The organism is Hydrogenophaga sp. A37 (assembly GCF_002001205.1).
Taxonomy (GTDB): Bacteria; Pseudomonadota; Gammaproteobacteria; order Burkholderiales; family Burkholderiaceae_C; genus Hydrogenophaga.
Genome location: NZ_MUNZ01000084.1, coordinates 25,687 through 48,923, shown reverse-complemented (window position 1 = coordinate 48,923; position 23,237 = coordinate 25,687). Strand labels below are relative to the sequence as shown.

Annotated in this window: 15 protein-coding genes and 2 pseudogenes; 11 read left to right on the top strand and 6 right to left on the bottom strand. The window is 65.2% G+C overall.

Going from position 1 to position 23,237, the window contains the following annotated elements:
- Positions 1-132 precede the first annotated feature (132 nt).
- Complete coding sequence (locus B0E41_RS07800) at positions 133-1,785, top strand: hypothetical protein (protein ID WP_077330516.1); 1,653 nt, start codon at positions 133-135, stop codon at positions 1,783-1,785.
- Between the two features lie 21 nt (positions 1,786-1,806).
- Here B0E41_RS07800 and B0E41_RS07795 read toward each other — a convergent pair whose 3' ends face one another.
- A complete protein-coding gene (locus B0E41_RS07795; protein ID WP_077330515.1) occupies positions 1,807-2,055 on the bottom strand; it encodes a hypothetical protein in 249 nt (82 codons plus the stop codon).
- 97 nt (positions 2,056-2,152) lie between these two features.
- Complete coding sequence (locus tag B0E41_RS07790; RefSeq protein WP_077330514.1) at positions 2,153-2,584, bottom strand: GNAT family N-acetyltransferase; 432 nt, start codon at positions 2,582-2,584, stop codon at positions 2,153-2,155.
- A 400-nt stretch (positions 2,585-2,984) separates the two neighbouring features.
- Here B0E41_RS07790 and B0E41_RS07785 point away from each other — a divergent pair, with 400 nt between their 5' ends.
- Positions 2,985-6,266 (top strand): PAS domain-containing protein, encoded by a 3,282-nt coding sequence (locus B0E41_RS07785; protein WP_171984701.1) that lies wholly within the window; start codon positions 2,985-2,987, stop codon positions 6,264-6,266.
- 74 nt (positions 6,267-6,340) lie between these two features.
- Here the strand turns inward: B0E41_RS07785 and B0E41_RS27085 are convergent.
- Positions 6,341-6,742, bottom strand: a pseudogene (locus tag B0E41_RS27085) (FAD-binding protein); the annotation flags it as partial.
- 69 nt (positions 6,743-6,811) lie between these two features.
- Positions 6,812-7,093: pseudogene (locus tag B0E41_RS27080) on the bottom strand (UTRA domain-containing protein); the annotation flags it as partial.
- 341 nt (positions 7,094-7,434) lie between these two features.
- On the opposite strand from B0E41_RS27080, the gene B0E41_RS26520 reads away from it, so the two are divergent.
- Positions 7,435-9,036 carry a tetratricopeptide repeat protein gene (locus tag B0E41_RS26520; RefSeq protein ID WP_143433720.1) on the top strand — a complete coding sequence of 534 codons (1,602 nt, stop codon included), beginning with the start codon at positions 7,435-7,437 and terminating at the stop codon, positions 9,034-9,036.
- A 111-nt stretch (positions 9,037-9,147) separates the two neighbouring features.
- On the opposite strand, the gene B0E41_RS07770 is transcribed toward B0E41_RS26520, so the two are convergent.
- Entirely contained in the window at positions 9,148-10,914 is a 1,767-nt protein-coding gene (locus B0E41_RS07770; RefSeq protein WP_077330510.1) for a bifunctional protein-serine/threonine kinase/phosphatase, read from the bottom strand.
- Between the two features lie 3 nt (positions 10,915-10,917).
- Positions 10,918-12,210: a type IV pili methyl-accepting chemotaxis transducer N-terminal domain-containing protein gene (locus B0E41_RS07765; protein WP_077330509.1), complete on the bottom strand. Its 1,293-nt coding sequence runs from the start codon at positions 12,208-12,210 to the stop codon at positions 10,918-10,920.
- Between the two features lie 350 nt (positions 12,211-12,560).
- On the opposite strand from B0E41_RS07765, the gene nirB reads away from it, so the two are divergent.
- The 8 genes from nirB (at position 12,561) to B0E41_RS07725 (ending at position 23,093) form a co-directional block, all read left to right on the top strand.
- The gene (nirB, locus tag B0E41_RS07760; protein WP_077330508.1) at positions 12,561-15,032 is read left to right on the top strand and encodes a nitrite reductase large subunit NirB; all 2,472 of its coding nucleotides are present in this window, start codon (positions 12,561-12,563) and stop codon (positions 15,030-15,032) included.
- A gap of 123 nt (positions 15,033-15,155) precedes the next feature.
- Complete coding sequence (locus B0E41_RS07755) at positions 15,156-15,953, top strand: type IV pili methyl-accepting chemotaxis transducer N-terminal domain-containing protein (protein ID WP_143433719.1); 798 nt, start codon at positions 15,156-15,158, stop codon at positions 15,951-15,953.
- 10 nt (positions 15,954-15,963) lie between these two features.
- Positions 15,964-16,347, top strand: a complete 384-nt coding sequence (gene nirD / locus B0E41_RS07750; RefSeq protein ID WP_077330507.1) for a nitrite reductase small subunit NirD — start codon at positions 15,964-15,966, stop codon at positions 16,345-16,347.
- A gap of 8 nt (positions 16,348-16,355) precedes the next feature.
- On the top strand, positions 16,356-19,145 hold the full coding sequence (locus tag B0E41_RS07745; protein WP_077330506.1) for a nitrate reductase: 2,790 nt from the start codon (positions 16,356-16,358) through the stop codon (positions 19,143-19,145).
- Between the two features lie 53 nt (positions 19,146-19,198).
- Positions 19,199-20,146 carry a DNA-binding protein YbiB gene (ybiB, locus tag B0E41_RS07740; protein ID WP_077330505.1) on the top strand — a complete coding sequence of 316 codons (948 nt, stop codon included), beginning with the start codon at positions 19,199-19,201 and terminating at the stop codon, positions 20,144-20,146.
- Positions 20,143-20,955, top strand: a complete 813-nt coding sequence (cobA, locus tag B0E41_RS07735; RefSeq protein WP_077330504.1) for a uroporphyrinogen-III C-methyltransferase — start codon at positions 20,143-20,145, stop codon at positions 20,953-20,955. Before ybiB ends, cobA begins: the two co-directional genes overlap by 4 nt.
- A 110-nt stretch (positions 20,956-21,065) precedes the next feature.
- A complete protein-coding gene (locus B0E41_RS07730) occupies positions 21,066-21,746 on the top strand; it encodes a methyl-accepting chemotaxis protein (protein ID WP_077330526.1) in 681 nt (226 codons plus the stop codon).
- 144 nt (positions 21,747-21,890) lie between these two features.
- Positions 21,891-23,093: an NAD(P)/FAD-dependent oxidoreductase gene (locus B0E41_RS07725; protein WP_077330503.1), complete on the top strand. Its 1,203-nt coding sequence runs from the start codon at positions 21,891-21,893 to the stop codon at positions 23,091-23,093.
- The last annotated feature ends 144 nt before the right edge of the window (positions 23,094-23,237 follow it).

Below are 23,237 nucleotides of genomic sequence, written 5' to 3'. Positions count from 1 at the left end.
TCTAAACGGCTGTCTCAGTGAAATGCGCGCGCGCACTCACGCAATGAGGGCCGAACTTCCTATCATTCGACGCACGGCGCTTGCGCTGCAAGCGCTGTGCCAGCAAACGTGATCCAGAACGAAAGGCCACCCATGTCAGTTGAGTCCCAGCCCGCCAGCGTGCGGGCGTTTCGCCAGGTCTTGTTGTGGCCCCTGCGCCTGATGCCGGTGCGGGGTTCCGAGGGCCGGCATGCCAAGCCCTGGCAGCTGCTGGCGGACATGGGTGAGGCCTCACCCTGGCGCGAGGTGGTGGACGAATTCACCGGTGACAGCGGTCGTTTTCATGAGCGCCACTACAACGAGTTCGTGACCTTCTTGCCCTATGTGCAGCGGTTCCTCTATGGCGAAGGACGCGGGCAACAAGGCAGCCTTGCCACCGGCTCGCCGATGCGGGTGTTCAGGCGCAGCGACGTCAGCGCCGTGCGGGCGGTGTTGCGCCCCGGTGCACCGCCGATCACGCTCGACATCGTGCATGTGGACCTGTACTTTTTTCTCGATCTCGATCTGGTGCTGCTCAACGTCGAGGTCAGCGCCAGCGACCTGACGCTGGCCCAGGCGCAAGAGCTGTTGTACCGCTTTGGCCGCGGCTACCCCGCCGGCTGGGACGCCAACGGCCATGCGCAGCACTGCCTTTACAGCGCCGAGTGGCTGGACGCCGCCGGGCAGGTGCTGGCCCAGTCCGATGCCAACCAGCGCGACCTCTTCATGGCCCACGTCAGCAGCCACCGCGCCCCGCGCATTGCCGCCCACTGGGCCTGGCTGCTGGAGCCTCTGGTGAGCGACCATTCCGAGCGCAGCGGGCCCCTGCGCTACCGCCAGATCGAGTACTACCGCATGCCGCAACTCGCCTTTCTGGCGCTCGACAACCCGCGCGCGTTGAGCCGCAACGACGTCATCCGCCTCGGGCTGGTGACCGGGGCGGCCACCTCCAGCGACGACGCCAGCCTGCCCTATGCCGAAGAGCACCTGGCCGACTTCGAAAAGCGCTTTTGCTACGACCGTTTCTGGAGCAACGGCGGCGCCGCGCCCAACACGCGGTATCTGTGCAGCGGCCATTCGCTGCTGGTGCTGGGCGACGCCAACAGCCCGTTTTATGTGTGCCGCGACCGGGGCGTGCTGGCGCAGTTCCGGCACCAGCACTTTTTGCTGTTCCTGATTGCGCATTTTCAGAAAGCGGCGCTGCTGATGTTTTCGGACCGGCTGGCCGAGGCCCTGAAGAACCTGGACATTGCCGACGCCGCCAGCGTGCGCCGCTTCAAGCGCACCATCCGCGACAGCTTTGCCAGTTTTCTGCGCTTCACGCACCGGTACTGGTTTCACGAGGTGTCTGAACAGGCCCAGGTGCGCGCCCTGTTTCACATGTGCGCCAACCACCTCGGCCTGGACCCGCTGTACACCGAGGTCAAGGAGCGCATTGGCGAAATGAACCAGTACCTGGACGCCGACAGCCTGCGGCGCCAGGCCAACACCGTGGTGCGGCTGACCGTGGTGACCATCTTTGGCCTGATCGGCACCGTGACCACCGGCTTCCTGGGCATGAACCTGCTGGCCGAAGCCGAGGCCCCGATGAACCGCAAGTTGTTGATCTTCGTCACCGTGTTTGCGCTGACCACCGCGCTGACCATCTACACCATGGTCAAGTCCAAACGCCTGTCGGACTTTCTGGACGTGCTCTCGGACGAGCGCGCCAGCGCGTGGCAGAAAGTCAAAGCGTTGGGGCTGGTGTGGCGGAGCACGGGGGATTGAGGCCAGCGGGCGGTCACCCCGTCATTTCCCCGATTCCGCCCGCTCCAGCTGCTGGGCCCGCTCGGCCGCCAGATCGTTGACATAGCCCTCCACCTGCCGCTCAAACGCGGGCACATCCTGCGGCCTCACGGGCATGGCGGGGACAGTAGGAGCAACCCCATCCGACACGGTGGCCGGCTTCTCGACGCGGGCGGGTGAGCCGCCACCGAGTTGACGGGCGACCAGAAGCCCCACGGCCAGCAGCGCCAACAACACAACAAGCATTCTCATGAGCACCGATCTCCTTCAAGGTTTGAGGGGCGCGACGGCGGCATAGGTTCTTTGCGTTGCCATCCGAGGGCTGCGAATGCACCGTCGATGCGACCCGTCAGGTCTCGTTGACATACCCCCGCTCAAAGGCCGCAGCCTGATCTTCAAAGATCGCCATGGCGGTGCTCATGCGCTTGAACCCCAGCTTTTTGTAGAACGGTTCTTTGCCGGGCACCGAGTAAAGAATGATCTTCTTGTGCCCCTTGGACAGCTCCACCAGTTGGGCCACGATGTCTTTGCCGAGACCCAGCCCTTGATGGCTGGGAAGCAGCGCGACGTCGCAGATGTATGAGCAGTCCACACCATCCGCCAGCGCCCGCCCGACGCCAACGAGCTTTTGTTCTTCATAGACGAAGCACTTGAACATGCTGTTGGTGAACGCTGTCTTCAGGCCGGTCGGATTTTTCTTTCCGAGCGGCGCAGCGTCATACAGCGCTGCGAGTTCATTCCAGTCGACACCGTCAATGGAATATGACCAAATGAGTGGCACGCTGAGCTCCTGTGACAGGGTGGATGCAAGGCTGAAATGCAGCCTTCGGGGATCGTAGCCCAGGCCTTGGCAGGGTTGCCTACATCTGCCAGACCATACCCTTGGCGGGCGCCGCATTTCAGGCTTGAATCCGGCCCCGAATTCAAACGTGTTGCCCCCAAAGCTGCATCGCCGCCCAGCGAGCACCTTCGCCCTGGTTCACATGTATCCACCACCACCGCAAGCAGCGAAAGTTCGTGCAAAAGGTTCCATTTTTTGGTATGAATGCCAAAGCATGAGACCAATTTACTCAGGGGGTATGGCTTGCTGCTGAAGGCTCTGGGTCGCGGCAGCAGGAAAACCGGCCCCAAGCATGTCGTCCTGGCTCCACCAGCCGAGCATCGAAAAACCTGAGTCGCCAATGGCGGGCGACACAGGCGTGCCGGAGGGCATCCAGCAGCCATCCTATGAAGAGGTGTTTGACCTCGTCCCGGTGGCGTGCTCCGTCTCGCGACTTTCTGACGGGCTGATCCTTGCGGTCAATGGCGAATGGTGCTCGCTGGCGGGTATCCCGCGCGCCAGCGTCTTGGGGAGCACATTCACGCAGCTCGGTTTCTGGTGCGACGACGAGCAACAGATCTATCTGGCCCATCGGGATGACACCAAGCGCATTTTTGCGCTGCGCGCTGCCGCAGGCGGACAAAAATTGGTGCGCGTCCGCAACCGGGTGCTGCGCACCCAGAACGCCGAGCTGCTGGTGTCCAGCTTGACCGAGGTGTCTGAAGAGGCGGCGGTCCGAACGGACCTGCAGCGCACACTCGATGAGCTCTCGCATGCCAATCTGGCTTTGCGCGCGCGCCTCGAGCTGCACGATGAAATTGAGCAACTTGCCCAGGTGGGCGCCTGGACCAATGAGGCTGGCAAAGACGAACTCACCTGGAGCAAGGGGCTGCATGCGATCACGGGCTTGCAAGGCTGCTCCCCGCTCGACAAGGCCACTGCTCGCAGCGGCATCCACCCAGAAGATCTTCCGACCTGGTTGAAAGCCCGAGAGGCCATGGACGGCAGGTCGGTCGATTTCCGCTGGATCACGCCACAGGGCCAGACCCGCTGGCTGCGCGGCCGAATGGGTCGATCCCGGGTGCCAGGCAATCGCGAGGCCGATTTCGGCGTGGTGCAGGACATCTCGCCTGAAATCGAGGCCAGACAAGCACTGCAGTCGCAGCTCGACCTGATCAACGAGATCGCGCAGCGGGTGCCCGGGGTGATGTACCAGGTCCATCGAAGCCCCGACGGCCAGACCGAGGTGACGTTCCTGAGTGACCAGGCCGAACAGATGCTCGAACTCGGGCCCCACGAGCACAAGACAGACCCGCGCGCGTTGTTCGCGCGCGCCCACCCCGAAGATCTCCCGCGCCTTCTGAACGACCTGGATCGCTGCGCCTCCCTGGGCCTCAACCTGCGCGAACACTACCGGATTTGCCTGCCGTCGGGCGCCGAGCGCTGGCTCCGCTTCGAGGCCTCACCACGCAAACAAGCCAATGGATCCGTGTTGTGGCATGGCTACGTGGCCGACGTGACCGATGAGCGGAACGCGCGCTCGGCGATGGAGCGCCAACAGCAGCTGCTGCAGGCGGTGAGCACGGCATTGAGCCTCTACATCACGTCCGACGGCAAGACGGAAGTGTTCGTTCATTTACTGGAAAGCATTGGCGAAGTCGTAGGACCCTCAGCCTCTTTCCTTGCCGAAATGGCGACCAGGGCGAACGAAGTGCAACAGCTCCCAACCAAGCTGGAGGGCGTTTTCCTGAGCGCAGCAGGCCAGCCGCAAGCTTTCAGCCTGGACGACACGGCCACCCTCGACATGCTGGCGGATGGACGGGCGGTGGTGCTGGAAGCCAGGCATCCCAGCCACGCGGCGCTGCACCAGGGTTCTCGCACGGGTGACCCCATGGTGCTGGTGCCGCTGCTGGCCCAGTCGGAACTGATAGGACTCATCGGCCTCGAACATTCCGAGCCCGACACCGTGATCAATGAACTGGGCTTTCTCGAACCATTGACCCGGGCGGCCGCTCAGATGTTGTTGGCCTGGCGAGCGCACAGCGAGCGAGCCAGCACCTTGAAGCGGCTGGCCGATACCACCGATCAGCTCTCGACCCAGCGACGGGCCCTGCAAGTCGTGCTGGACAGCATGAGCCAAGGTCTGGCCAAGCTTGAATCAGACGAACGCATCTCGTTCTACAACCGCCAGATACTGGAACTGCTCGATGTGCCAGACGCCTTCATGGCATCTGGTCCGACCCATGCCCAGGTGGCGGCGCACCTGGCACAACGAGGCGACTTTGGTGAATCGTATGAATTGGTGGACCCTGTTGGCCGGGCGTATGTGAAATCCACGGGTGATGTCGAAGCGCCTGAGATCTACCTGCGCCGAACCAGGCAGGGTCGGTACCTCGAGGTGGGCACCCGCGCCTTGCCTGAAGGGGGGGCGATTCGAACGATCACCGACGTGACGCCCTACATGCTGACGCAGCAGGAGCTCGCGACCGAACGGCAGCGGCTGGCCTGGATCCTGGAAGCCACGCGCACCGGTACCTGGGAAAACAATCTGGAAACATCCGAACTCAAGGTCAACTGCCGGTGGGCCGAGATGGTGGGCTATTCCCTCGAAGAGCTTGGAGAGGTGAGCCATGCCACGTGGAAGCGGCTCGTGCACCCGGACGACCTGGTTCGGGCCGACGCGGCGAGGGATCACCACATTGCCGGGCGAGCCCCGTTCTATGAATGCGACATCCGCATGCGTCACAAAGACGGGCACTGGGTGTGGATCAACACGCGCGGCCGCGTGCATCGGCGGGCCAGCGACGGAAAGCCGCTGTACATGTCCGGCACCCACATCGACATCTCCGAACGGGTCAAGGCGCAGGAGGCGGTGAACGCACTCAACGAGAATCTTGAGCACCTGGTCGCGGACCGCACCCGGAATCTGGAGCGCACGCTCCGCGACATGGAGGCCATCGCCTATTCGATCGCCCACGACCTGCGAACCCCGCTGCGCTCGGTGAACGGCTTCGCAGCCGTTTTGCTCGAAAGCGAGGCGGAACACCTGGGCGAAGCTGGGACCAAATCCCTGGCGCGCATTGTGGGCTCGTCGGCACGCATGGGCCAGATGCTGACCGAAATGCTCGATGTGCTGGCGGTCGTTCGTGCAGAGATCCGAGGGGAAAGCGTGGACATGAACGCCTTGGCCAAAGACATCGACCACCAGCTCGGACTTCGAGCAGGGGGCGTCGATGTGACGCTTGATCCGATGCCCAACGCCATCGGGGATCAAAAACTCATCAAGCAGGCGCTGCGCAATCTCATGGACAACGCCTGGAAGTACGCCCGCGATCGCCAACCACCGCGCGTGCACCTGGGATACGAGGCCACCAGAGACGCCTACTTTGTTCGCGACAACGGTATCGGGTTCGACATGACCCAATCCCCCAAGCTCTTTGGCCTGTTCCAGCGCTTGCATGGCGACCCCACCGTGCCCGGCCTCGGGATTGGCCTGGCCATCACCTCCAGAATCATCGAGCGCCACGGTGGTCGGATCTGGGCAGAGGCAACACCCGGCGACGGTGCGACGTTCTGGTTCAGCCTGCCCATGGGCCGCAGTCAGTCCCTCATCGGTTTGTCTGACGCCCAAGCGTCTGGTTGAGCTGCCGATCACGATGCGTGGGCCAGGCGGGGGGTTCTAAAGTCGCATCGCCATCTCGATGGCGCCCAACACAAGCCTTCCGGCATGGGCAACACGTGGCTGCCGATGTGGTGCACCTTGCGCACGGCGTAGTCGCCGGTCTCGTCCTTCTCGAATTTGACGCCCCATTTGTCCAGCTCTTCGATCATGGCGAAGCTGTTGGCGGCGTAGGCGTACACACCCTTCTGGTCCACGATGCAGTCGTTGGCCGCCTTGATCTCCTTGGTGTACTGCTCAGGCGTAGCCTGGCCGGGAATGACCGCGTTGTTCAGGCCGTCCATGCCCATGGAGATGGCGCCGCTGCGTTTTACATTGGCCTTGTCCAGCAGCAGCACACGCAGCTTGGGGTTTTTCTCCTTGGCTTTCACCGCGGCCATGGGGCCGCCGGTGCCGCCACCGATCACCACAATGTCGTACTCAAGTTCGATGGTTTTCATGTTGACCTTTCGGTGTTGTTCAAGTCTGAGAACGTGGTTCAGATGGGCGCGCGATCGACGCGCACCTTTGTACTGAAAGGCGTCGCCGCGGTAATAGAGGTGCTCGTAGTCGATGGGGGTGCCGTCGCTGGTGTGGGTGGTTCGCTCGATCACCAGCACCGGCGATCCCTCTTCCACCTGCAGTTGCCCGGCCAGGCGTTCGTCGGCCAGCGTGGAGCCGATCTGCAGGTCGGCATGGCCCAGCGACATGCCGTAGTCGTTTTCCAGGATCACGAACAGGTCGCGACTCGCGAGGTCTTCCTTGGCCAGGCGCGCGCCGATGGCCACCGGCAGGTAGGTGATTTGGCCAGCCTGAAGACGCGGGATGGGGTTAATTCCGGATGCGCTGAAGGAGGAGAGGGTCTGGGAGTTGGTGACCACTGAGAAGGCACAATTGACAAATGCCACGGGACAATTTCAAGGAGTCAATCAAGGCCTCGCTTCGGGAGCGCGTCGCGCATCGCTGCTCCAACCCAGAATGCCGAGTCCCCACAGCGGCTCCAGGAGCCGGGCTTGCTGGTGTACTTCGAGGAGGCGACGCGGCACACATTACCGCAGCTTCACCAAAGGGCCCTCGTTACGACGAAAGCATTTCTGGGGTGGAGCGATCATCCATCGAGAACGGGATCTGGCTTTGTGTTGCTTGTGCCCGCATGGTCGATCACAACCGCGAAGCATTTTCAGCAGAGCACCTGCGCGAATGGAAAGCTTCAGCTGAAACTGCTGCTGTGCAGGAATTTTGCAAACCACTCCTCACAGACTTTCATTTGCAAGCGCAGGCGCAACTGCTCATCGCGCAGCAAGATCAAGCCCAGCGAGAAATACTTGCCAAGCTGAACTCCATTCAGGCGGACCTTGCCAATGGACGCAAATCAAGTCAGATAGGCGTTGAGCCCCTTGATCACGTATTGGAAGCCTTAAGGCGGCTCGCGGAAAGCGGCAAAGTTCGTGGCTCAGCTGCTATGCAGCTGAGCCACGACGGGCTCTATGCAGATGCCGCGATCGAAGCTATCCGCCTTGCTGAAGACGAAGCCAACGCTGCAGTTCATCTCGAGAACGCAGCGAAAGGGGCTCGTGGTCGTGCTGCGTCCCGGTGGCTTGATGCGGGAGATATCTCCTTCGTCTCAGATCATTTGCAAGCTGCAAATGCCTACGAGCGCTGCACCGAAATTGACCCATCAAACCCCTTAGGCTGGAGTCGGCTGGGTGAGGTATCTTTGTGGATTGGTCAGTTGGATAAGGCACTGCATGCCTTTACTCAGATGTGGTATTCGATACCGGCAGGGTTGTCAACGCTTTTCACAGCAGGGGATTCGCCCGAAATGCAACTCGCTCGATTCACGACTGATCACCCAAGTGTCAGCCGCGAGGCATACATATGGACAATCAGAGGCATCATGATCGCCGGGCTCAACATTATTGAAATTTTGCGGCGTGAGCCATCGCTAATTTCGAAGTGGGTCTTGCGGCTTGTGCCTGTAGATCAGTTAGGCGAGCAGCGAGCACCAACAGAGATTGAAGCACCTTGGATAGTCGAATTCTTCAGTGAGCGGGTCTACAACTTAGGCTGCGTGATCGACGCCAGTGCTGCGTCGACTGAGCATCGCCGCATCCTCGAAGGTCTGGCGCATGTCGCTAGTCAACGTGGCGAACTCGACAAGAGTGAAGAATACCTACAGCGCGCACGCACAATGTCTGTCGAGCAAAAGGACTTTGTTGTCGAGGCAGTCTACCTGTGCAATCTAGGTGCTATCGCCGGCATGCGAGGCCAGGCAAACACTGCGCGAGACTACATTGCTCAAGCCCTTGTGCTGTGCAAAGGAGATCCTCTTCAGGGACGGCTATTCGTCGGAACCAAACTTGTCAGCGTTGAGGAGGCCGCTCGCCGTCGTGAGCAACATGAGCAGAAATTGGCGAATGGCACGGCCATTGCTGCTCCAGAGGACGATGAGATCGAGGTTTGTAACCTACTTGCTGAAGAGTTTGATCGCGACGCCGAAGCAGCCCTTCGTAGGGCGTTAACCCTGAAGGAGGCGGAAGGCAATGCACATGGCACTCTAGGAAAGCTCGCTATGGTAGATGGCGATTTTGATCTGGCGCGACAGGAGTTTGAAATGGCATTAGCGCTTCACGAATCAATCGGTTGCTCCAGAGGCGTCACGATCACACGAAATGCGATGCTGCCCATAAGTCAGGTCGAAACAGACACACAAACTTATCGTCCACTCGCCCCCTCGATAGGACGATCAGCCTGACAGAGAACTCAACATAGTTGCGATCTATGCATAGGAGTCCGAAAGCTGTCCATCGCAATGCGCGATCAATTCACCCACCCACGCCGAAAGCGGCAGCCGAATCGCGCCCACTCACTTCGGCAAAAACAACAACCAATACACCAGCAGCAAATTGAACATCACGCTCAACCCCAGCAGCAGCTTCCACAACATCGTCGGATCGCGTTGCAGCAGCGCGGAAGCCGGGGGCACGGTAAGCGGGCGTGAGGCGCCGCGCTCCAGCGCGAGCAAAAACTCTTCGGCGGTTTCGAAGCGTTGGCTTTTGTCGCGGGCCACGGCCTTTTGCACCACGTGGTCGAGCCAGATCGGCACTTCGGGGTTGTGGCGGCTGGGGGCGGTGGGGTCGCGGTAGTAGCGGCCCACCTGGTAGGGCAGCACCTCGCCGTAGGGCAGCTTGCCGGTGAGCAACTGGTAGAGGGTGACGCCGAGCGCGAAGAGGTCGCTCTGGGCGTCGGGCAGCTCGGGCTCGCCTTCGGTGGCGCTGCCGCCGCCGGCCTTGCTGTTGTGGCCCCATTGCTCGGGGTTGACGAAGCTGGGTGTGCCGGCGTGCAGGCGGCGCATGCTCTCGGGCTCGCGCCCGCTGAGCGCCACGCCGAGGTCGAGCACGCGCAGCACGCCGTCGTCGCCCTGGTGCAGGTTGGCGGGTTTGATGTCGCGGTGGATCACGCCCTGGCGGTGCAGCATGCCGAGCACGCGCAGGGCCTGCATGGCGGCGCTCACGGCCTGCACCGGTCCGAGCGTTTGCTGGCGGTCCAGCAGCTGTTGCAGGGTTTCGCCGCTGTGCCAGTCGTACAGCACATACAACGCGGTGCGCGGCTGGCTGTTGGGCAGGTGGTCGTGCAGGGCCACCAGATGGCCGGCCGCGCGCGACGACATCATGCGTTTGGCGAGCCAGGCTTCGTGCGCGAGCATGGCGCGTTCGTCCTGGTCGTGGGCGCGCGCGGGGTGCAGCGTTTTCAGGGCGTAGAGCGCCTGGCTGGCCGGGTCGCGCACCTGGTAGAGCAGGTTTATGCCGTTGTCGGCCACGGTGGCGGTGACGGCCAGGCCGTCGATGCGCTCGCCCACCTTGAGCTTGGCCGGCACGGGCAGGCTCTGGGCGGCGCGGCTGGCGTCTTGCAGGTTGGGGCCTTGCAGGTCGAGTACGCGCACCACCATGGCGGTCACGTTGTCGTCGCTGCCGGCGGCCAGGGCCTGGGCCACCAGGCGCTCGGCGGCGGGCTGGGCGCCTGTGGCCAGACCTGCGGGGGCCGCGCACTCGGCAAGCTGGCGTTCGGAGAGCTTGCCGTGCACGCCGTCGGTGAGCATGACGAAGGTGTCGCCCAACTGCAGGTCGCCTTGCAGGTAGTCCACCACGAGGTGGTCTTCCAGGCCCACGGCGCGCAGCAGCTGGTGGTGCATGTCGGGGTGGTTGACAACGTGGTCGTGCGTGAGCAGCAGGGTCTGGCCTTCGCGCAGCAGGTAGCAGCGCGAGTCGCCCACGTGGGCCACGGTGTACGACTGGCCGCGCAGCACCAGCGCGGTGAGCGTGGTCAGGCCCATGGCGGGCTGGCGGCGGCGGTTGGTGCCGGCGAGCCAAGTGTTTTGCGCGGCAATGACGCGGTCGAGCGCGACGGTGGTGTCCCAGGTTTCGGGCGTGTCGTGGTAGCTGCGCACCAGGCTGGTGACCGTGGTCTGCGCCGCCTCGCCACCCATGCCGCCGGTGCTCACGCCGTCGGCGATGGCGACGATGGAGCCCATGTCTTCCTGCCCCGCAGGCGGCAGCATGGCGGCGCAGAAGTCTTCGTTCTTGTCTTTGCGGCCGGTCTGGCAGACGAAACCGATATCAATGTGAAAAGCCATGCTTCAGCCCATGAGCATTTGCATGCTGCGTTCGTATTGGGCTGAGAGTTGCTCGAAATCGTCCAGCAGGCTTTCGCTGGCGCTGGCCAGGCCTTCGAGGCGCAGCAGGCGGTCGCGCCCGGCGGGGCGGCGCACGTGGTCGGCGCCGGTCACCACCTGTTGCCAGCCCTGGGCGGCGGATTCGAGCGTGCGGCGGATCTCGGGTGTTGAGAGCGGCAGGCCATTCAGGTAGGCCAGGCCCTGCTCAAACGCCTGGCGCGCGGCCTCGCCGTCGGCCTGGTGCTGCTGTTGTTCACCCGCCTCCAGCACACCGAGCAGCGCCGCCTTGGCAAAGCGCTGCGAGTGCATGCGCTGGCGCCCGGCCATGTTGAGCATGCGCAGCGGCACCACGCTGCCCGCGCTCTCCAGGCTGGCGGTGAGGCGCTCGGCGTCTTGCAGCAGGCGCTCGGCCAGCGCGTTGATGGCCGCGAGTTGCTCCGGCGCGGGCTCGGCCTTGAGCGCCTTCTTCAGCGCCTTCCAGGTGGCCACCACCTGGGCCAGCAGGTCGCCGAAGGTGGGTTGTGAGAGGTTTTTGCCGAGCAACGCAAGGTTGGCGTCGATGCGCTCGGCCGAATCGGCCTGCAGCGCCAGGTGGTGCGCAGCCTGCACGCCCGCGAGCCGCAGCAGCCAGTGTTTGACGAGGCGCTGCGAGAGCATGCGCAGTTGCCCGGCGCGGTTCACGCCCTCGGCGAAGTGGGCCGACTGGATGATGTGCTGCGCCACCTGGCCCAGGCGCTGGTTGCTGTGCATGGAAGCGGTGCGCAGGATCTCGAAGGCCGCGTCGTCCGACACCTGGCGCGCGCTCATGAGGATGCCCTTGGCGCGCTCCACGGCCTTGCGCTCTTCAAAGCGGGAGGACAGGTCGCGCAGCTCTTCGAGCAGGGCCTGCTCGCGCTTGAAGCGGGCCTGGGCCAGTTGCATGAGCGGGCGCAGGCGCTGGGCGCCGTAGCCGTTGACCACCCAGGTGTGCACGCCCGATGCCACCGCGCGCTCGGTGTGGGCGGCATCGCCGTCGGCGGTGAACACCAGCACCGGGCAGGGCGCCACCGAGCCGAGGCTCTTGCAGGCTTCAAACCAGGCGTCGCCGGGCGACGGCAGGTCGGCCACCACCAGGTCTGGTGCATGGCGCACCACCTCCCGCACCAAATTGCTGCTGGTGTCGATCACCGCCACCACCTGGGCACCCACCGCTTCGAGGTCGCTCACCAAGGGTGTCGCGCCCCGTGGACCCGCCAGAAAAACCAGCACAGATGTCATATGAATCAAGGACTTGAACCCAACACACCGGTCGCACGCAAGGCGCGCGCCCACCCAGAACAGCACCCCGCCGAGCCACCACACGCGAGCGCCGGATCATATGGCACAGCTTTTGCATAACTCGAAGCGAGCGTGACGAAGCGCTCGACCCCGACCGCAGCGTCGTGGGCTCTGCATACAACGACGTGTGCAGCGTGATACCGGACTTGCAACTTGGCAAGCCTGGCCTTGGCCGCCGGCCATTGAAACCCTTTTCCTCAGACCTTTCTTGGTGCCATGTTGCCTGCGCGGGATCGCGCACGCCACCGGCACGCACCCAACCCTAGCGAACCGCAACTGGAGTAGCCGCGATGAAAAAATCTAAATTGGTGATGGTGGGCAACGGCATGGCCGGTGTTCGCACGCTCGAAGAGCTGCTGAAGATCGCGCCGGAGTTCTACGACATCACCGTCTTTGGCGCGGAGCCGCACCCCAACTACAACCGCATCCTGCTCTCGCCGGTGCTCGCGGGTGAGCAGACGCTGGAAGAGATCGTGCTGAACGACTGGAGCTGGTACACCGACCACGGCATCACCCTGCACGCCGGCTACAAGGTGACCGAGGTGGACCGCATCAAACGCGTGGTGCATGCGGTGGGCCCGAACGGCGAAAGGGTGTCGGCCGAGTACGACCGCCTGATCATGGCCACGGGCTCCAACCCCTTCATCCTGCCCATTCCCGGCAAAGACCTGGAGGGCGTGCTGGCCTACCGCGACATTGCCGACACGCAGGCCATGATCGACGCCGCCAAGACCTACAAACACGCGGTGGTCATCGGCGGCGGCCTGCTGGGCCTGGAAGCGGCCAACGGCCTGATGAAGCGCGGCATGACGGTGAGCGTGGTGCACGTGGCGCCCTGGCTGATGGAGCGCCAGCTCGACGACGTGGCCGGCAAGATGCTGCAAGCCTCGCTGGAAGAGCGCGGCATGAAGTTCCTGATCGGCGCGCAGACGCAGGAGCTGGTGGGCGACAAAGACGATGGCAAGGGTGGCCGCGTGAAGGCCATCCGCTTCAAGGACGGCACCGAGCTGCCGGCCGACCTGCTGGTGATGGCCGTGGGCATCCGCCCCAACACGGCGCTGGCCGAGAGCATGCGCCTGCATGTGAACAAGGGCATCGTGGTGAGCGACACCATGCAGACCATGACCGACGCGCGCATCTACGCGGTGGGCGAATGCGCGGCGCACCGCGGCATCGCCTACGGTCTGGTGGCCCCGCTGTTTGAGCAGGGCAAGGTGCTGGCCACGCACCTGGCCGAGTTCGGCATCGGCCGCTACACCGGCTCGCTCACCTCCACCAAGCTCAAGGTCACGGGCATCGACCTGTTCAGCGCCGGCAATTTCACCGGCGGCGACGACACCGAAGAGATCGTGATGAGCGACCCCTCGGGCGGTGTCTACAAGAAGCTGGTGATCCAGGGCGACAAGCTGATCGGCGCCTGCCTCTACGGCGACACCGTGGACGGCAGCTGGTACTTCAAGCTGCTGCGCGACGGCCGCAGCGTGGCCGACATCCGCGACAAGCTGATGTTTGGCGAGAGCAACATCGGCGACGTGGGCCACCAGGGCCAGAACAAGGCCGCCGCCATGAAAGACAGCGACGAGGTCTGCGGCTGCAACGGCGTGACCAAGGGCACCATCTGCAAGGCGATCCGCGACAAGGGCCTGTTCACGCTGGACGAGGTGAAGAAGCACACCAAGGCCAGCGCGTCCTGTGGCTCGTGCACGGGCCTGGTCGAGCAGATTTTGATGTTCACCGCCGGCGGCGACTACTCGGCCACGCCCAAGCTCAAGGCCATGTGCGGCTGCACCGACCACGGCCACGAGGCCGTGCGCGAAGCGATCCGCACGCCGCTGGCCGACGGCGGCAAGCTGCTGACCACGGCGCAAGTGTTCTCGCACCTGGGCTGGAAGACGCCCAACGGCTGCGCGAGCTGCCGCCCGGCCATCAACTACTACCTGATCAGCACCTGGCCCAAGGAAGCCAAGGACGACCCCCAGAGCCGCTACATCAACGAGCGCTCGCACGCCAACATCCAGAAAGACGGCACGTACTCGGTCATCCCGCGCATGTGGGGCGGCGAGACCACGGCCGACGAACTGCGCCGCATCGCCGATGCGGTCGACAAGTACAAGATCCCCACCGTCAAGGTCACCGGCGGCCAGCGCATCGATCTGCTGGGCGTGAAGAAGGAAGACCTGGTCAACGTCTGGAAAGACATCGGCATGCCCTCGGGCCACGCCTACGCCAAGGCCCTGCGCACGGTGAAGACCTGCGTGGGCAGCGAGTGGTGCCGCATGGGCACGCAGGACAGCACCCAGATGGGCAAGGACCTGGAGAAAGCCATGTGGCGCATGTACGCGCCGCACAAGGTGAAGTTCGCCGTGAGCGGTTGCCCGCGCAACTGCGCCGAGGCCGGCATCAAGGACGTGGGCATCATCGGCGTGGACTCGGGCTGGGAGATGTACGTGGCCGGCAACGGTGGCATCAAGACCGAGGTGGCGCACTTCTTCGTGAAGCTCAAAACGGCCGAAGAGGTGATGGAGTACACCGGCGCCTTCATGGAGCTGTACCGCACCGAAGGCTGGTACCTCGAACGCACGGTGCACTACATCAACCGCGTGGGCCTGGACTACGTGAAGAAGCGCATCCTCGACGACGCCGCCGGCCGCAAGGCGCTGTGGGAGCGCCTGCAGTTCGCGCTCGACGGTGAGCCCGACCCGTGGTTCGACTTCAAGGAAGCCCAAGTCGATACCCGCCAGTTTGCGGCAGTGAACGCCTGAGCAGAGATTGATGTACATCAATCTGTGAGCACTGACTACGGCAATCCATGAAATTCTTCAACTACTGCATTTTTGAGAATGGCGCTATTCAGGACACTGGCGTCTTTTTTTGAAAGCTGCATCATGAAAACCAATCTGTTGAACCGTCGTACGCTGATCGTTGCCGCAGTGGGTCTACCCCTGCTGAGTGTGCATGCCCAGGTCAATGACCTGGGGGATGCCATCAACAAGGCAGGCCGCCAGCGCATGCTGAGCCAGCGCATGGGCAAGGCCTGGCTGGCGCTGGTGCACAAGACCGAAAGCGCCACCGCACAGGTGGTGCTCGACAAGTCGATGGCCCTGTTCGACCGCCAGCTCGTGGAGCTCAAGGCCTACGCACCATCGAACGACATCCGCGACACCTACGTGAAGCTCGAAGGCGCATGGAGCGACTACAAGACCGCGCTCGTGGGCGTGGCGCCGGGCAAGCCAGGCGCGGCCGCCGTGCTGCAGGCCGATGCCCGCGTGCTGGCGCTGGCGCACCAGGGCACGGTGCAATACGAAGCCGCCTCGGGCCGCCCGGTGGGCAAGCTGGTCAACTTGGCCGGCCGCCAGCGCATGCTCTCGCAGCGCATGGCCAAGTTCTACTTCGCCGCCACGCTGCCGGTCGATGCATCGACCGCGGCCACCGAGATCGGCAAGGCCCGCACCGAGTTCTTGAGTGCCATGGACCTGCTGCGCAACGCCCCCGAGGCAACCGACCGCATCCGCGACGAACTGAAGCTGGCCGACGGCCAGTGGTTCTTCTTCGACCAGGCCCTGCAGCGCATGCAGAGCGCTGGAGCGTCCCCCAAACCTTTGTCCGACGTGTTCGTGACGAGTGAAAACCTGCTGAGCGTGATGGACCGGGTGACCGGTCTGTTCGCCGCCATCAAAACCTGAGGACCCTGACATGAACCCATGGAAAGCCATCTGCCGCGTTGAAGACATCCCCGTGCTCGGTTCACGCCGCGTGGCGCGCGACCAGGGCCTCGATGTCGCCGTGTTCCGCAACGACAAAGACGAGGTGTTTGCCCTGCTCGACCGCTGCCCGCACAAAGGCGGCCCGCTGTCGCAAGGCATCGTGTTCGGCACCAGTGTGGCCTGCCCGCTGCACAACTGGACGATTGGCCTGTGCACCGGCCAGGCCGCCGCGCCCGACGAAGGCTGCACGCCGAAATTCACCGTGAAGGTGGAGGACGGGCAGGTGTTCCTGGACGCGAACGAACTGGCCACCCAGGCCACCGATCAAACCCGCCCCATCGCCGGTCCGGCCCGTCGCACCACCTGCGCCTGAGAACCACCATGGAACCCTCTGTCACCCGATCAACATGCCCCTACTGCGGCGTCGGCTGCGGCGTGCTCATCGAAACCGAGGGCCAGCAGATCACCGGCGTGCGCGGTGACCCGGACCACCCGGCCAACTTCGGCAAGCTCTGCACCAAGGGCACGACACTGCACCTCACGGCCACGCCGGAGCTGACGCGCCAGACCCGCTTGTTGCAGCCGCTGCAGCGCCTGACGCGGAAAGCCGCGCCCACACCGCTGGGTTGGGACGCGGCGCTGGAGCTGGCCACCGACCGCTTCGCCCAAACCATCACCACACACGGCCCCGGCGCCGTGGGCTTCTACATCAGCGGCCAGCTGCTGACCGAGGACTACTACGTCTTCAACAAGCTGGCCAAAGGCCTGATCGGCACCAACAACGTCGACACCAACTCGCGCCTGTGCATGAGCAGCGCGGTGGCGGGCTACAAGGCCACGCTGGGCGCCGACGCGCCGCCCGCGTGCTACGACGATGTGAACCACACGCAGTGCCTGTTCATCGTCGGCAGCAACGCGGCCTACGCCCACCCGGTGCTGTTCCGCCGCATCGAGGAAGCGCGCAAGCAGAACCCGGGCATGAAGGTGATCGTGGCCGACCCGCGCCGCACCGACACCGCCGAATTGGCCGACCTGTTCCTGCCCATTCAGCCCGGCAGCGACGTGATGCTGTTCCACGGCCTGTTGCACATCATGTTGTGGGAAGGCTGGATCAAGGCCGACTACATCGCCGCCCACACCACCGGCTTCGACGAACTCAAGGCGCTGGTGCGCGAGTGCACGCCCGAGCAGGTGGCGCAGGTGTGTGGTGTGCCCAAGGCCGACCTGTTCACCGCCGCAAAGTGGTTCGCCACCTCGCCCGCCACGCTCAGCCTCTACTGCCAGGGCCTGAACCAGAGCAGCAGCGGCACCGCGAAAAACGCCACGCTCATCAACCTGCACCTGGCCACCGGCCAGATCGGCAAACCCGGCGCGGGCCCGTTCAGCCTGACCGGCCAGCCCAACGCCATGGGCGGGCGCGAAGTGGGTGGCCTGGCCAACCTGCTGAGCGCGCACCGCGACATGGCCAACCCCACGCACCGCGCCGAAGTGGCCGCGCTCTGGGGCGTGGCCGACGTGCCCTCGAAACCCGGCAAGACGGCGGTGGAGATGTTCGAGGCCGCGGCCGACGGCGAGATCAAGGCGCTGTGGATCGCCTGCACCAACCCGGCGCAGTCCATGCCCGACCAGGCCACCGTGCGCCGCGCGCTGGAACGCGCCGAGTTCGTGGTGGTGCAGGAGGCCTACGCGACCGCCGCCACCTGCGACTGGGCCGACCTGCTACTGCCCGCCACCACCTGGGGCGAAAAGGAAGGCACCGTCACCAACAGCGAGCGCCGCATCAGCCGCGTGCGCGCCGCCATCCCCGCGCCCGGTGAAGCCCGGCACGACTGGCGCACCGTGGTGGACTTCGCGCAGCGGCTCGAAGCCACGCTGCGCCCCGGCCAGCCCACGCTGTTCCCCTACCCCGACGCCGAGTCCATCTGGCTCGAACACCGCGAGTCCACCCGTGGCCGCGACCTCGACATCACCGGTCTCTCCTACGAGATGCTGGACGCGCAAGGCCCGCAACAATGGCCGCTGCGCGAAGGCGAGACACAAGGCAAGGTGCGGCTCTACGCCGACGGCGTGTTCCCCACCACCGACGGCAAGGCACGCTTTGCGGCCATGCCCTTTCGCCCGCTGGCCGAGCCGCGCGAATCGCGCTACCCGTTCTCGCTCACCACCGGCCGCCTGCGCGACCAGTGGCACGGCATGACACGCACCGGCACGCTCGGCCGCCTGTTCGGCCACGTGGCCGAGCCCGCGGTGCAGATGCACCCACAAGACATGGAGCGCCGCGGCCTCACCGAAGGCGACCTGGTGCATGTGACCAGCAAGCGAGGCTCCATCGTGCTGCCGGTGCAGGCCAGCAAAGAAATCGGCCTGTCGCAGGCCTTCATCGCCATGCACTGGGGCGCGGAATACCTGAGTGGTCGCAGCAGCATGGGCGAGCCGCTGGCGGGCGTGAACGCGCTCACCACCTCGGCCTACTGCCCCACCTCCAAACAGCCCGAGCTCAAGCACGCGGCGGTCAAGATCCTCAAGGCCGAGCTGCCTTGGAACCTGCTGGCCGTGGCCTGGCTGCCGGCCGACCGCGCGCTGGCCGCGCAGGCCGAGCTGCGTGCGCTCATGCCCTCGTTCGAGTTCGCTTCCTGCGTGCCCTTTGGTCGCGAGCGCACCGGCGTGCTGTTCCGCGCTGCGGCGCACGAAGCACCCGATGTGGCCACGGTCGAGCGCATCGAGGCGCTGCTCGGTCTGGGCGGCACCGACGCACTGCGTTATGTGGACAAACGCCTGGGCCAGCGCCGCACCGCGCGCCTGCTGCGCACCGAAGGCGCCACCCGGCTTGAAGGCTTCGTGCTCGCGGGCGACGTGCGCGCCGAGGCCTGGATCAAGCCGCTGCTGCAAGACGAGCTGCCGGCCGAAGCCTACGGCCGCTTGCTGCTGATGCCCGGCGCCAAGGCGCCGGTGGCGGTGGTGGCCAAGGGCAAGCAGGTGTGCACCTGTTTCAACGTGAGCGAAGACGACATCGGCGCGCAGTTGAAGTCCAACCACGGCAGCGACGACCAGCGCCTGGCCGCACTGCAAGCCGGCCTGAAATGCGGCACGAACTGCGGTTCCTGCATCCCCGAACTGCGGCGCCTGGTGCGCGCCCACCCGGCCATCGGGCATCCGCTGCAGATCGCCTGAGGCGCAGTGGCCATATCACCCGAAGTCATGTGTCTTGCCGGACAATCGCGCCCATGAGCATCAGCCACTACATCAAAGAGATCGGGCGCGGCAAAGACGGCGCCCGTTCGCTGTCGCGCGCCCAGGCTTCGGACCTGCTGGGCCAGGTGCTCGACGGCAGCGTGACCGACCTGGAAATCGGCGGCTTCTGCCTGGCCATGCGCATCAAGGGCGAAACGCCCGAAGAGATGGCGGGCTTCCTGGACGCGACACACGCCCGCCTCAAGTGCGTGCCCAACAGCGGCCTTACCACCGTGGTGCTGCCCAGCTACAACGGCGCGCGCAAGCTGCCGGTGCTCACCCCGCTACTGGCCCTGCTGCTGGCGCGCGAGGGTGCGGCGGTGCTGGTGCACGGCACCGCCACCGAAGACAAACGCGTCACCAGCGAAGCGGTGTTCGCCGCGCTGGGCCACCCCGCCGCCACCCGGGTTGAAGCCCTGGCCGCCGGCGACTGCGCCTACCTGCCCACCGAGGTGCTGAGCCCCGGCCTCAAGCGCCTGCTCGACGTGCGCCGCGCCGTCGGCTTGCGCAACCCGGCACACAGCCTGGTCAAGCTCATGAACCCCTGCAACGGCCCGGCGCTGATCGTGGGCAGCTACACCCACCCTGAATACGCGGTGTCGATGGCGCAGACCTTTGCCCTGACCGGCGCGCACGCGCTGCTGCTGCGCGGCACCGAAGGCGAGCCCGTGGCCGACGCGCGCCGCACGCCGCAGATGGACGCCTTCCGCGACGGCGAGCGCCACCTGCTGCAAGCCGCGCAAGCGGGCTCGCTCGCCAGCCTGCCCGAGCTGCCCCGCGAAGTGGACGCGGCCAGCACCGCCGCCTACATCCGTGACGTGCTCCACGGTCGCAAGCCCGTGCCCACGCCGATCGCGCTGCAGGTGGCACACATCCTGCAAGAGTTGCAACGTCAGCCCACCACAGAGACAAACCGCGTCCTCGCGGTCAGCCCCACATGAACGCACCCGCCACCGTCATCACCTCACAAACCCAGTTCAATCCCGGCACCGTCACCCTCGTGGGCGCCGGGCCAGGCGACCCGGAGCTGCTCACCATCAAGGCCGCCAGGGCCATCGCTGCGGCCACCCTGCTGCTGGTGGACGACCTGGTGAGCGACGCGGTGCTGGTGCATGCGCAGGCCAGCGCGCGCATCGTGCACGTGGGCAAACGCGGCGGCTGCAAGAGCACGCCGCAGGCCTTCATCGAAAAGCTCATGGTCATGGCCGCTCGCGAGGGCGAGGTGGTCGTGCGCTTGAAGGGCGGCGACCCGTTCATCTTTGGTCGCGGCGGCGAAGAGGTGGAGCACCTGCGCGAGCAGGGCATCGAGGTGCAGGTGCTCAACGGCATCACCGCCGGCCTGGCCGGGCTCACCTCGCTGGGCACACCGCTCACCCACCGCGAACACGCGCACGGCGTGGTGTTCATCACCGGCCACGCCAAACCCGGTGACGCCGGCACCGACTGGCAGGCCCTGGCCGCCACCGCGCGTGACGCCAAGCTCACGCTGGTGATTTACATGGGCGTGTCCAGCGCCGCGCAGATCCAGGCCGACCTGCTGACCGGCCTGCCCTCCAGCACGCCGCTGGCCATCATCCAGCACGCCAGCCTGCCGCAGCAGCGCCACGCCCTGAGCACCCTCGGCGACCTCACGGCCACGCTGGCCCGCGAAGGCCTGGGCAGCCCGTCGGTGATCGTGGTGGGTGATGTCGTGCGCGGCGCGGCCGCCGCGTGTCTACCTGCCATCGGCGCAGCACGCCGCGCCGCCTGATACGGCTTTGCATTCAAGCGTCGAACAAGGCGCGAAGCCGTGCGCCACGCTGGTGCGCAGCGTTCCGCCGAAGTGCTCAACGTTGGCCCGGTGATTGCTTGGTGTTGGCCATGACACCCCTCGGCAACCGAAGCCCCGCCCCATCGCGCCAGGACACGCCGGACCACATCGCAGGCCTGTCGCTGGTCAACCTCGCCGCACGCCAGCGCATGCTCTCGCAGCGCATGATCCTGCAGACCGTGCTGGCCGCCAGCGGTGACGCCGAATGGCAACGCGCCGCCCAACGCAGCCTGCGCATGTTCACCGAAAGTCAGCAGCACCTGCTGGCCACCATCGAACAGCTCGAACCCACCAGCGCCCGCAAGATCACCGAAACCTACCAGGGCCCGCGTGGGGTCGGCCCGGTCGTGCAGGCTTTCATGCAGCTCATGCGCAACGCGCTCGACCAGATCGAGGCGCACAGCCCGCGCGTCTCGGCCACCACGGCCGAGCTGGTCGGTCACACCGATCGCATCCTCGAAGCCCTCAACACCGCAACCACTGCGTTCGATGAAGTCGCCAAAGCCCATTCGGACGCCCTGATGAAAGAACTGGTGGGCATCGTGGACGACATCCAGAGCGTGGCCAAGGAAGCCAAGGTGGTGAGCTTCAACGCACAAGTCATGGCCGCGAGGGCCGGGCAACATGGCCGCGAATTCGCCGTGGTGGCCAACGTGCTGTCGGACATCACCGGCGAAATCGACCGGCTCACGCGCAAGGCGGCGGTGCTGGCGGAACGCAGCAGAAGATAAGGAGACACCCCCGCCGTGCTTCGCACGTCCCCCTCAAGGGGGCGGCACCTGCGGCCCGGCGAAGCTGGTTCCGCGGTACCCCTGGGCTTGGTCACCTCGTTCGAGTCGGATCGCTCACCGGTCCCTGCGCCTACACTCCGCGCCATGCAAAATTTCGACGCCATCGTCATCGGCGCGGGTGCGGCCGGTCTTTTCTGTGCCTGCGTCGCGGGTCAGCGCGGCCTGCGCGTGCTGGTGCTTGACCACAGCGAGAAGGTGGCCGAAAAGATCCGCATCTCGGGCGGCGGCCGGGCCAACTTCACCAACCGCGACATCGACGTGCGCCAGCCGCACAAACACTTCGTCAGCGAGAACCCCAACTTCTGCCGCTCGGCGCTCTCGCGCTACACACCGGCCGACTTCATCGCCCTGCTGCAGAAGCACGGCATTGCCTTCCACGAAAAACACAAGGGCCAGTTGTTCTGCGACCGCTCCGCCGAAGACCTGATCCAGATGCTGCTGGCCGAATGCGAGGCCGGCGGCGTGCAGCGCTGGCAGCCTTGTGGCGTGAAAGCCGTGCGGGTGGACGGCGACGGTTCGTACCTGATCGATACCGAGCGTGGCACGGTGCAAAGCCGGGCGGTCGTGGTCGCCACGGGCGGCCTGTCCATCCCCAAGATCGGCGCCACCGATTTCGGTTACCGCATGGCGAAGCAGTTCGGCCTGCGCACCGTCGAACCCCGCCCCGGCCTGGTGCCGCTGACCTTTGACGGCGACGCCTGGGCCCCGTATGCGGGTCTGTCTGGCCTTTCGCTGCCCGTGCTGATCGAGACCGGCGACAAGAAGAACAGAATGAGCTTCGCCGAAGACCTGCTGTTCACCCACCGCGGCCTCTCGGGCCCGGCGGTGCTGCAGATTTCGAGCTATTGGCGCGAAGGCACACCGATCCGCCTCAACCTCGCACCCGAGGTGGACCTGCCCGCGGCGCTGGCGCGCGCCAAGGCCACGTCGCGCAAGCTGATCGCCAACGAACTGGCCACGCTGGTACCGAGCCGACTGGCCGACGCCTGGGTGGCGCAGTACAAGGAGTGGCAACGGCCCATCAGCGAGGCCTCGGACAAGGCCCTGGCCCGGCTGGCCGAGCGCCTCTCGCGCTGGGAACTCACCCCCACCGGCAGCGAAGGCTACAAAAAGGCCGAGGTCACGCTCGGCGGCGTGGACACGCGCGAGCTCTCGTCCCAGACCATGGAATCGAAGCAGCCCGGGCTGTATTTCATCGGCGAGGTGGTGGACGTGACCGGCTGGCTCGGCGGCTACAACTTCCAATGGGCCTGGGCCAGCGCGCACGCTTGTGGCGTGGGACTGTGACCCCCACGCTCCGCCGCTGCGCGGGTCGCTGCCCCCCGAAGGGGCTGATTCGCCTTGGGGCGGCCCGGCGGCGAATCGCCGTGCTCGAAAAGCGGCCAAGGGCTGGCAAACCGGGCCGACAAGGCTATAATCCAAGGCTTTGCT

Bases quoted from the DNA above. Each gene is read 5' to 3' on its own strand.
- B0E41_RS07800 (WP_077330516.1), top strand. From the start codon at position 133: ATGTCAGTTGAGTCCCAGCCCGCCAGCGTGCGGGCGTTTCGCCAGGTC.
- B0E41_RS07795 (WP_077330515.1), bottom strand. From the start codon at position 2,055: ATGAGAATGCTTGTTGTGTTGTTGGCGCTGCTGGCCGTGGGGCTTCTG.
- B0E41_RS07785 (WP_171984701.1), top strand. From the start codon at position 2,985: ATGGCGGGCGACACAGGCGTGCCGGAGGGCATCCAGCAGCCATCCTAT.
- B0E41_RS26520 (WP_143433720.1), top strand. From the start codon at position 7,435: ATGGTCGATCACAACCGCGAAGCATTTTCAGCAGAGCACCTGCGCGAA.
- B0E41_RS07770 (WP_077330510.1), bottom strand. From the start codon at position 10,914: ATGGCTTTTCACATTGATATCGGTTTCGTCTGCCAGACCGGCCGCAAA.
- B0E41_RS07765 (WP_077330509.1), bottom strand. From the start codon at position 12,210: ATGACATCTGTGCTGGTTTTTCTGGCGGGTCCACGGGGCGCGACACCC.
- nirB (WP_077330508.1), top strand. From the start codon at position 12,561: ATGAAAAAATCTAAATTGGTGATGGTGGGCAACGGCATGGCCGGTGTT.
- B0E41_RS07755 (WP_143433719.1), top strand. From the start codon at position 15,156: ATGAAAACCAATCTGTTGAACCGTCGTACGCTGATCGTTGCCGCAGTG.
- nirD (WP_077330507.1), top strand. From the start codon at position 15,964: ATGAACCCATGGAAAGCCATCTGCCGCGTTGAAGACATCCCCGTGCTC.
- B0E41_RS07745 (WP_077330506.1), top strand. From the start codon at position 16,356: ATGGAACCCTCTGTCACCCGATCAACATGCCCCTACTGCGGCGTCGGC.
- ybiB (WP_077330505.1), top strand. From the start codon at position 19,199: ATGAGCATCAGCCACTACATCAAAGAGATCGGGCGCGGCAAAGACGGC.
- cobA (WP_077330504.1), top strand. From the start codon at position 20,143: ATGAACGCACCCGCCACCGTCATCACCTCACAAACCCAGTTCAATCCC.
- B0E41_RS07730 (WP_077330526.1), top strand. From the start codon at position 21,066: ATGACACCCCTCGGCAACCGAAGCCCCGCCCCATCGCGCCAGGACACG.
- B0E41_RS07725 (WP_077330503.1), top strand. From the start codon at position 21,891: ATGCAAAATTTCGACGCCATCGTCATCGGCGCGGGTGCGGCCGGTCTT.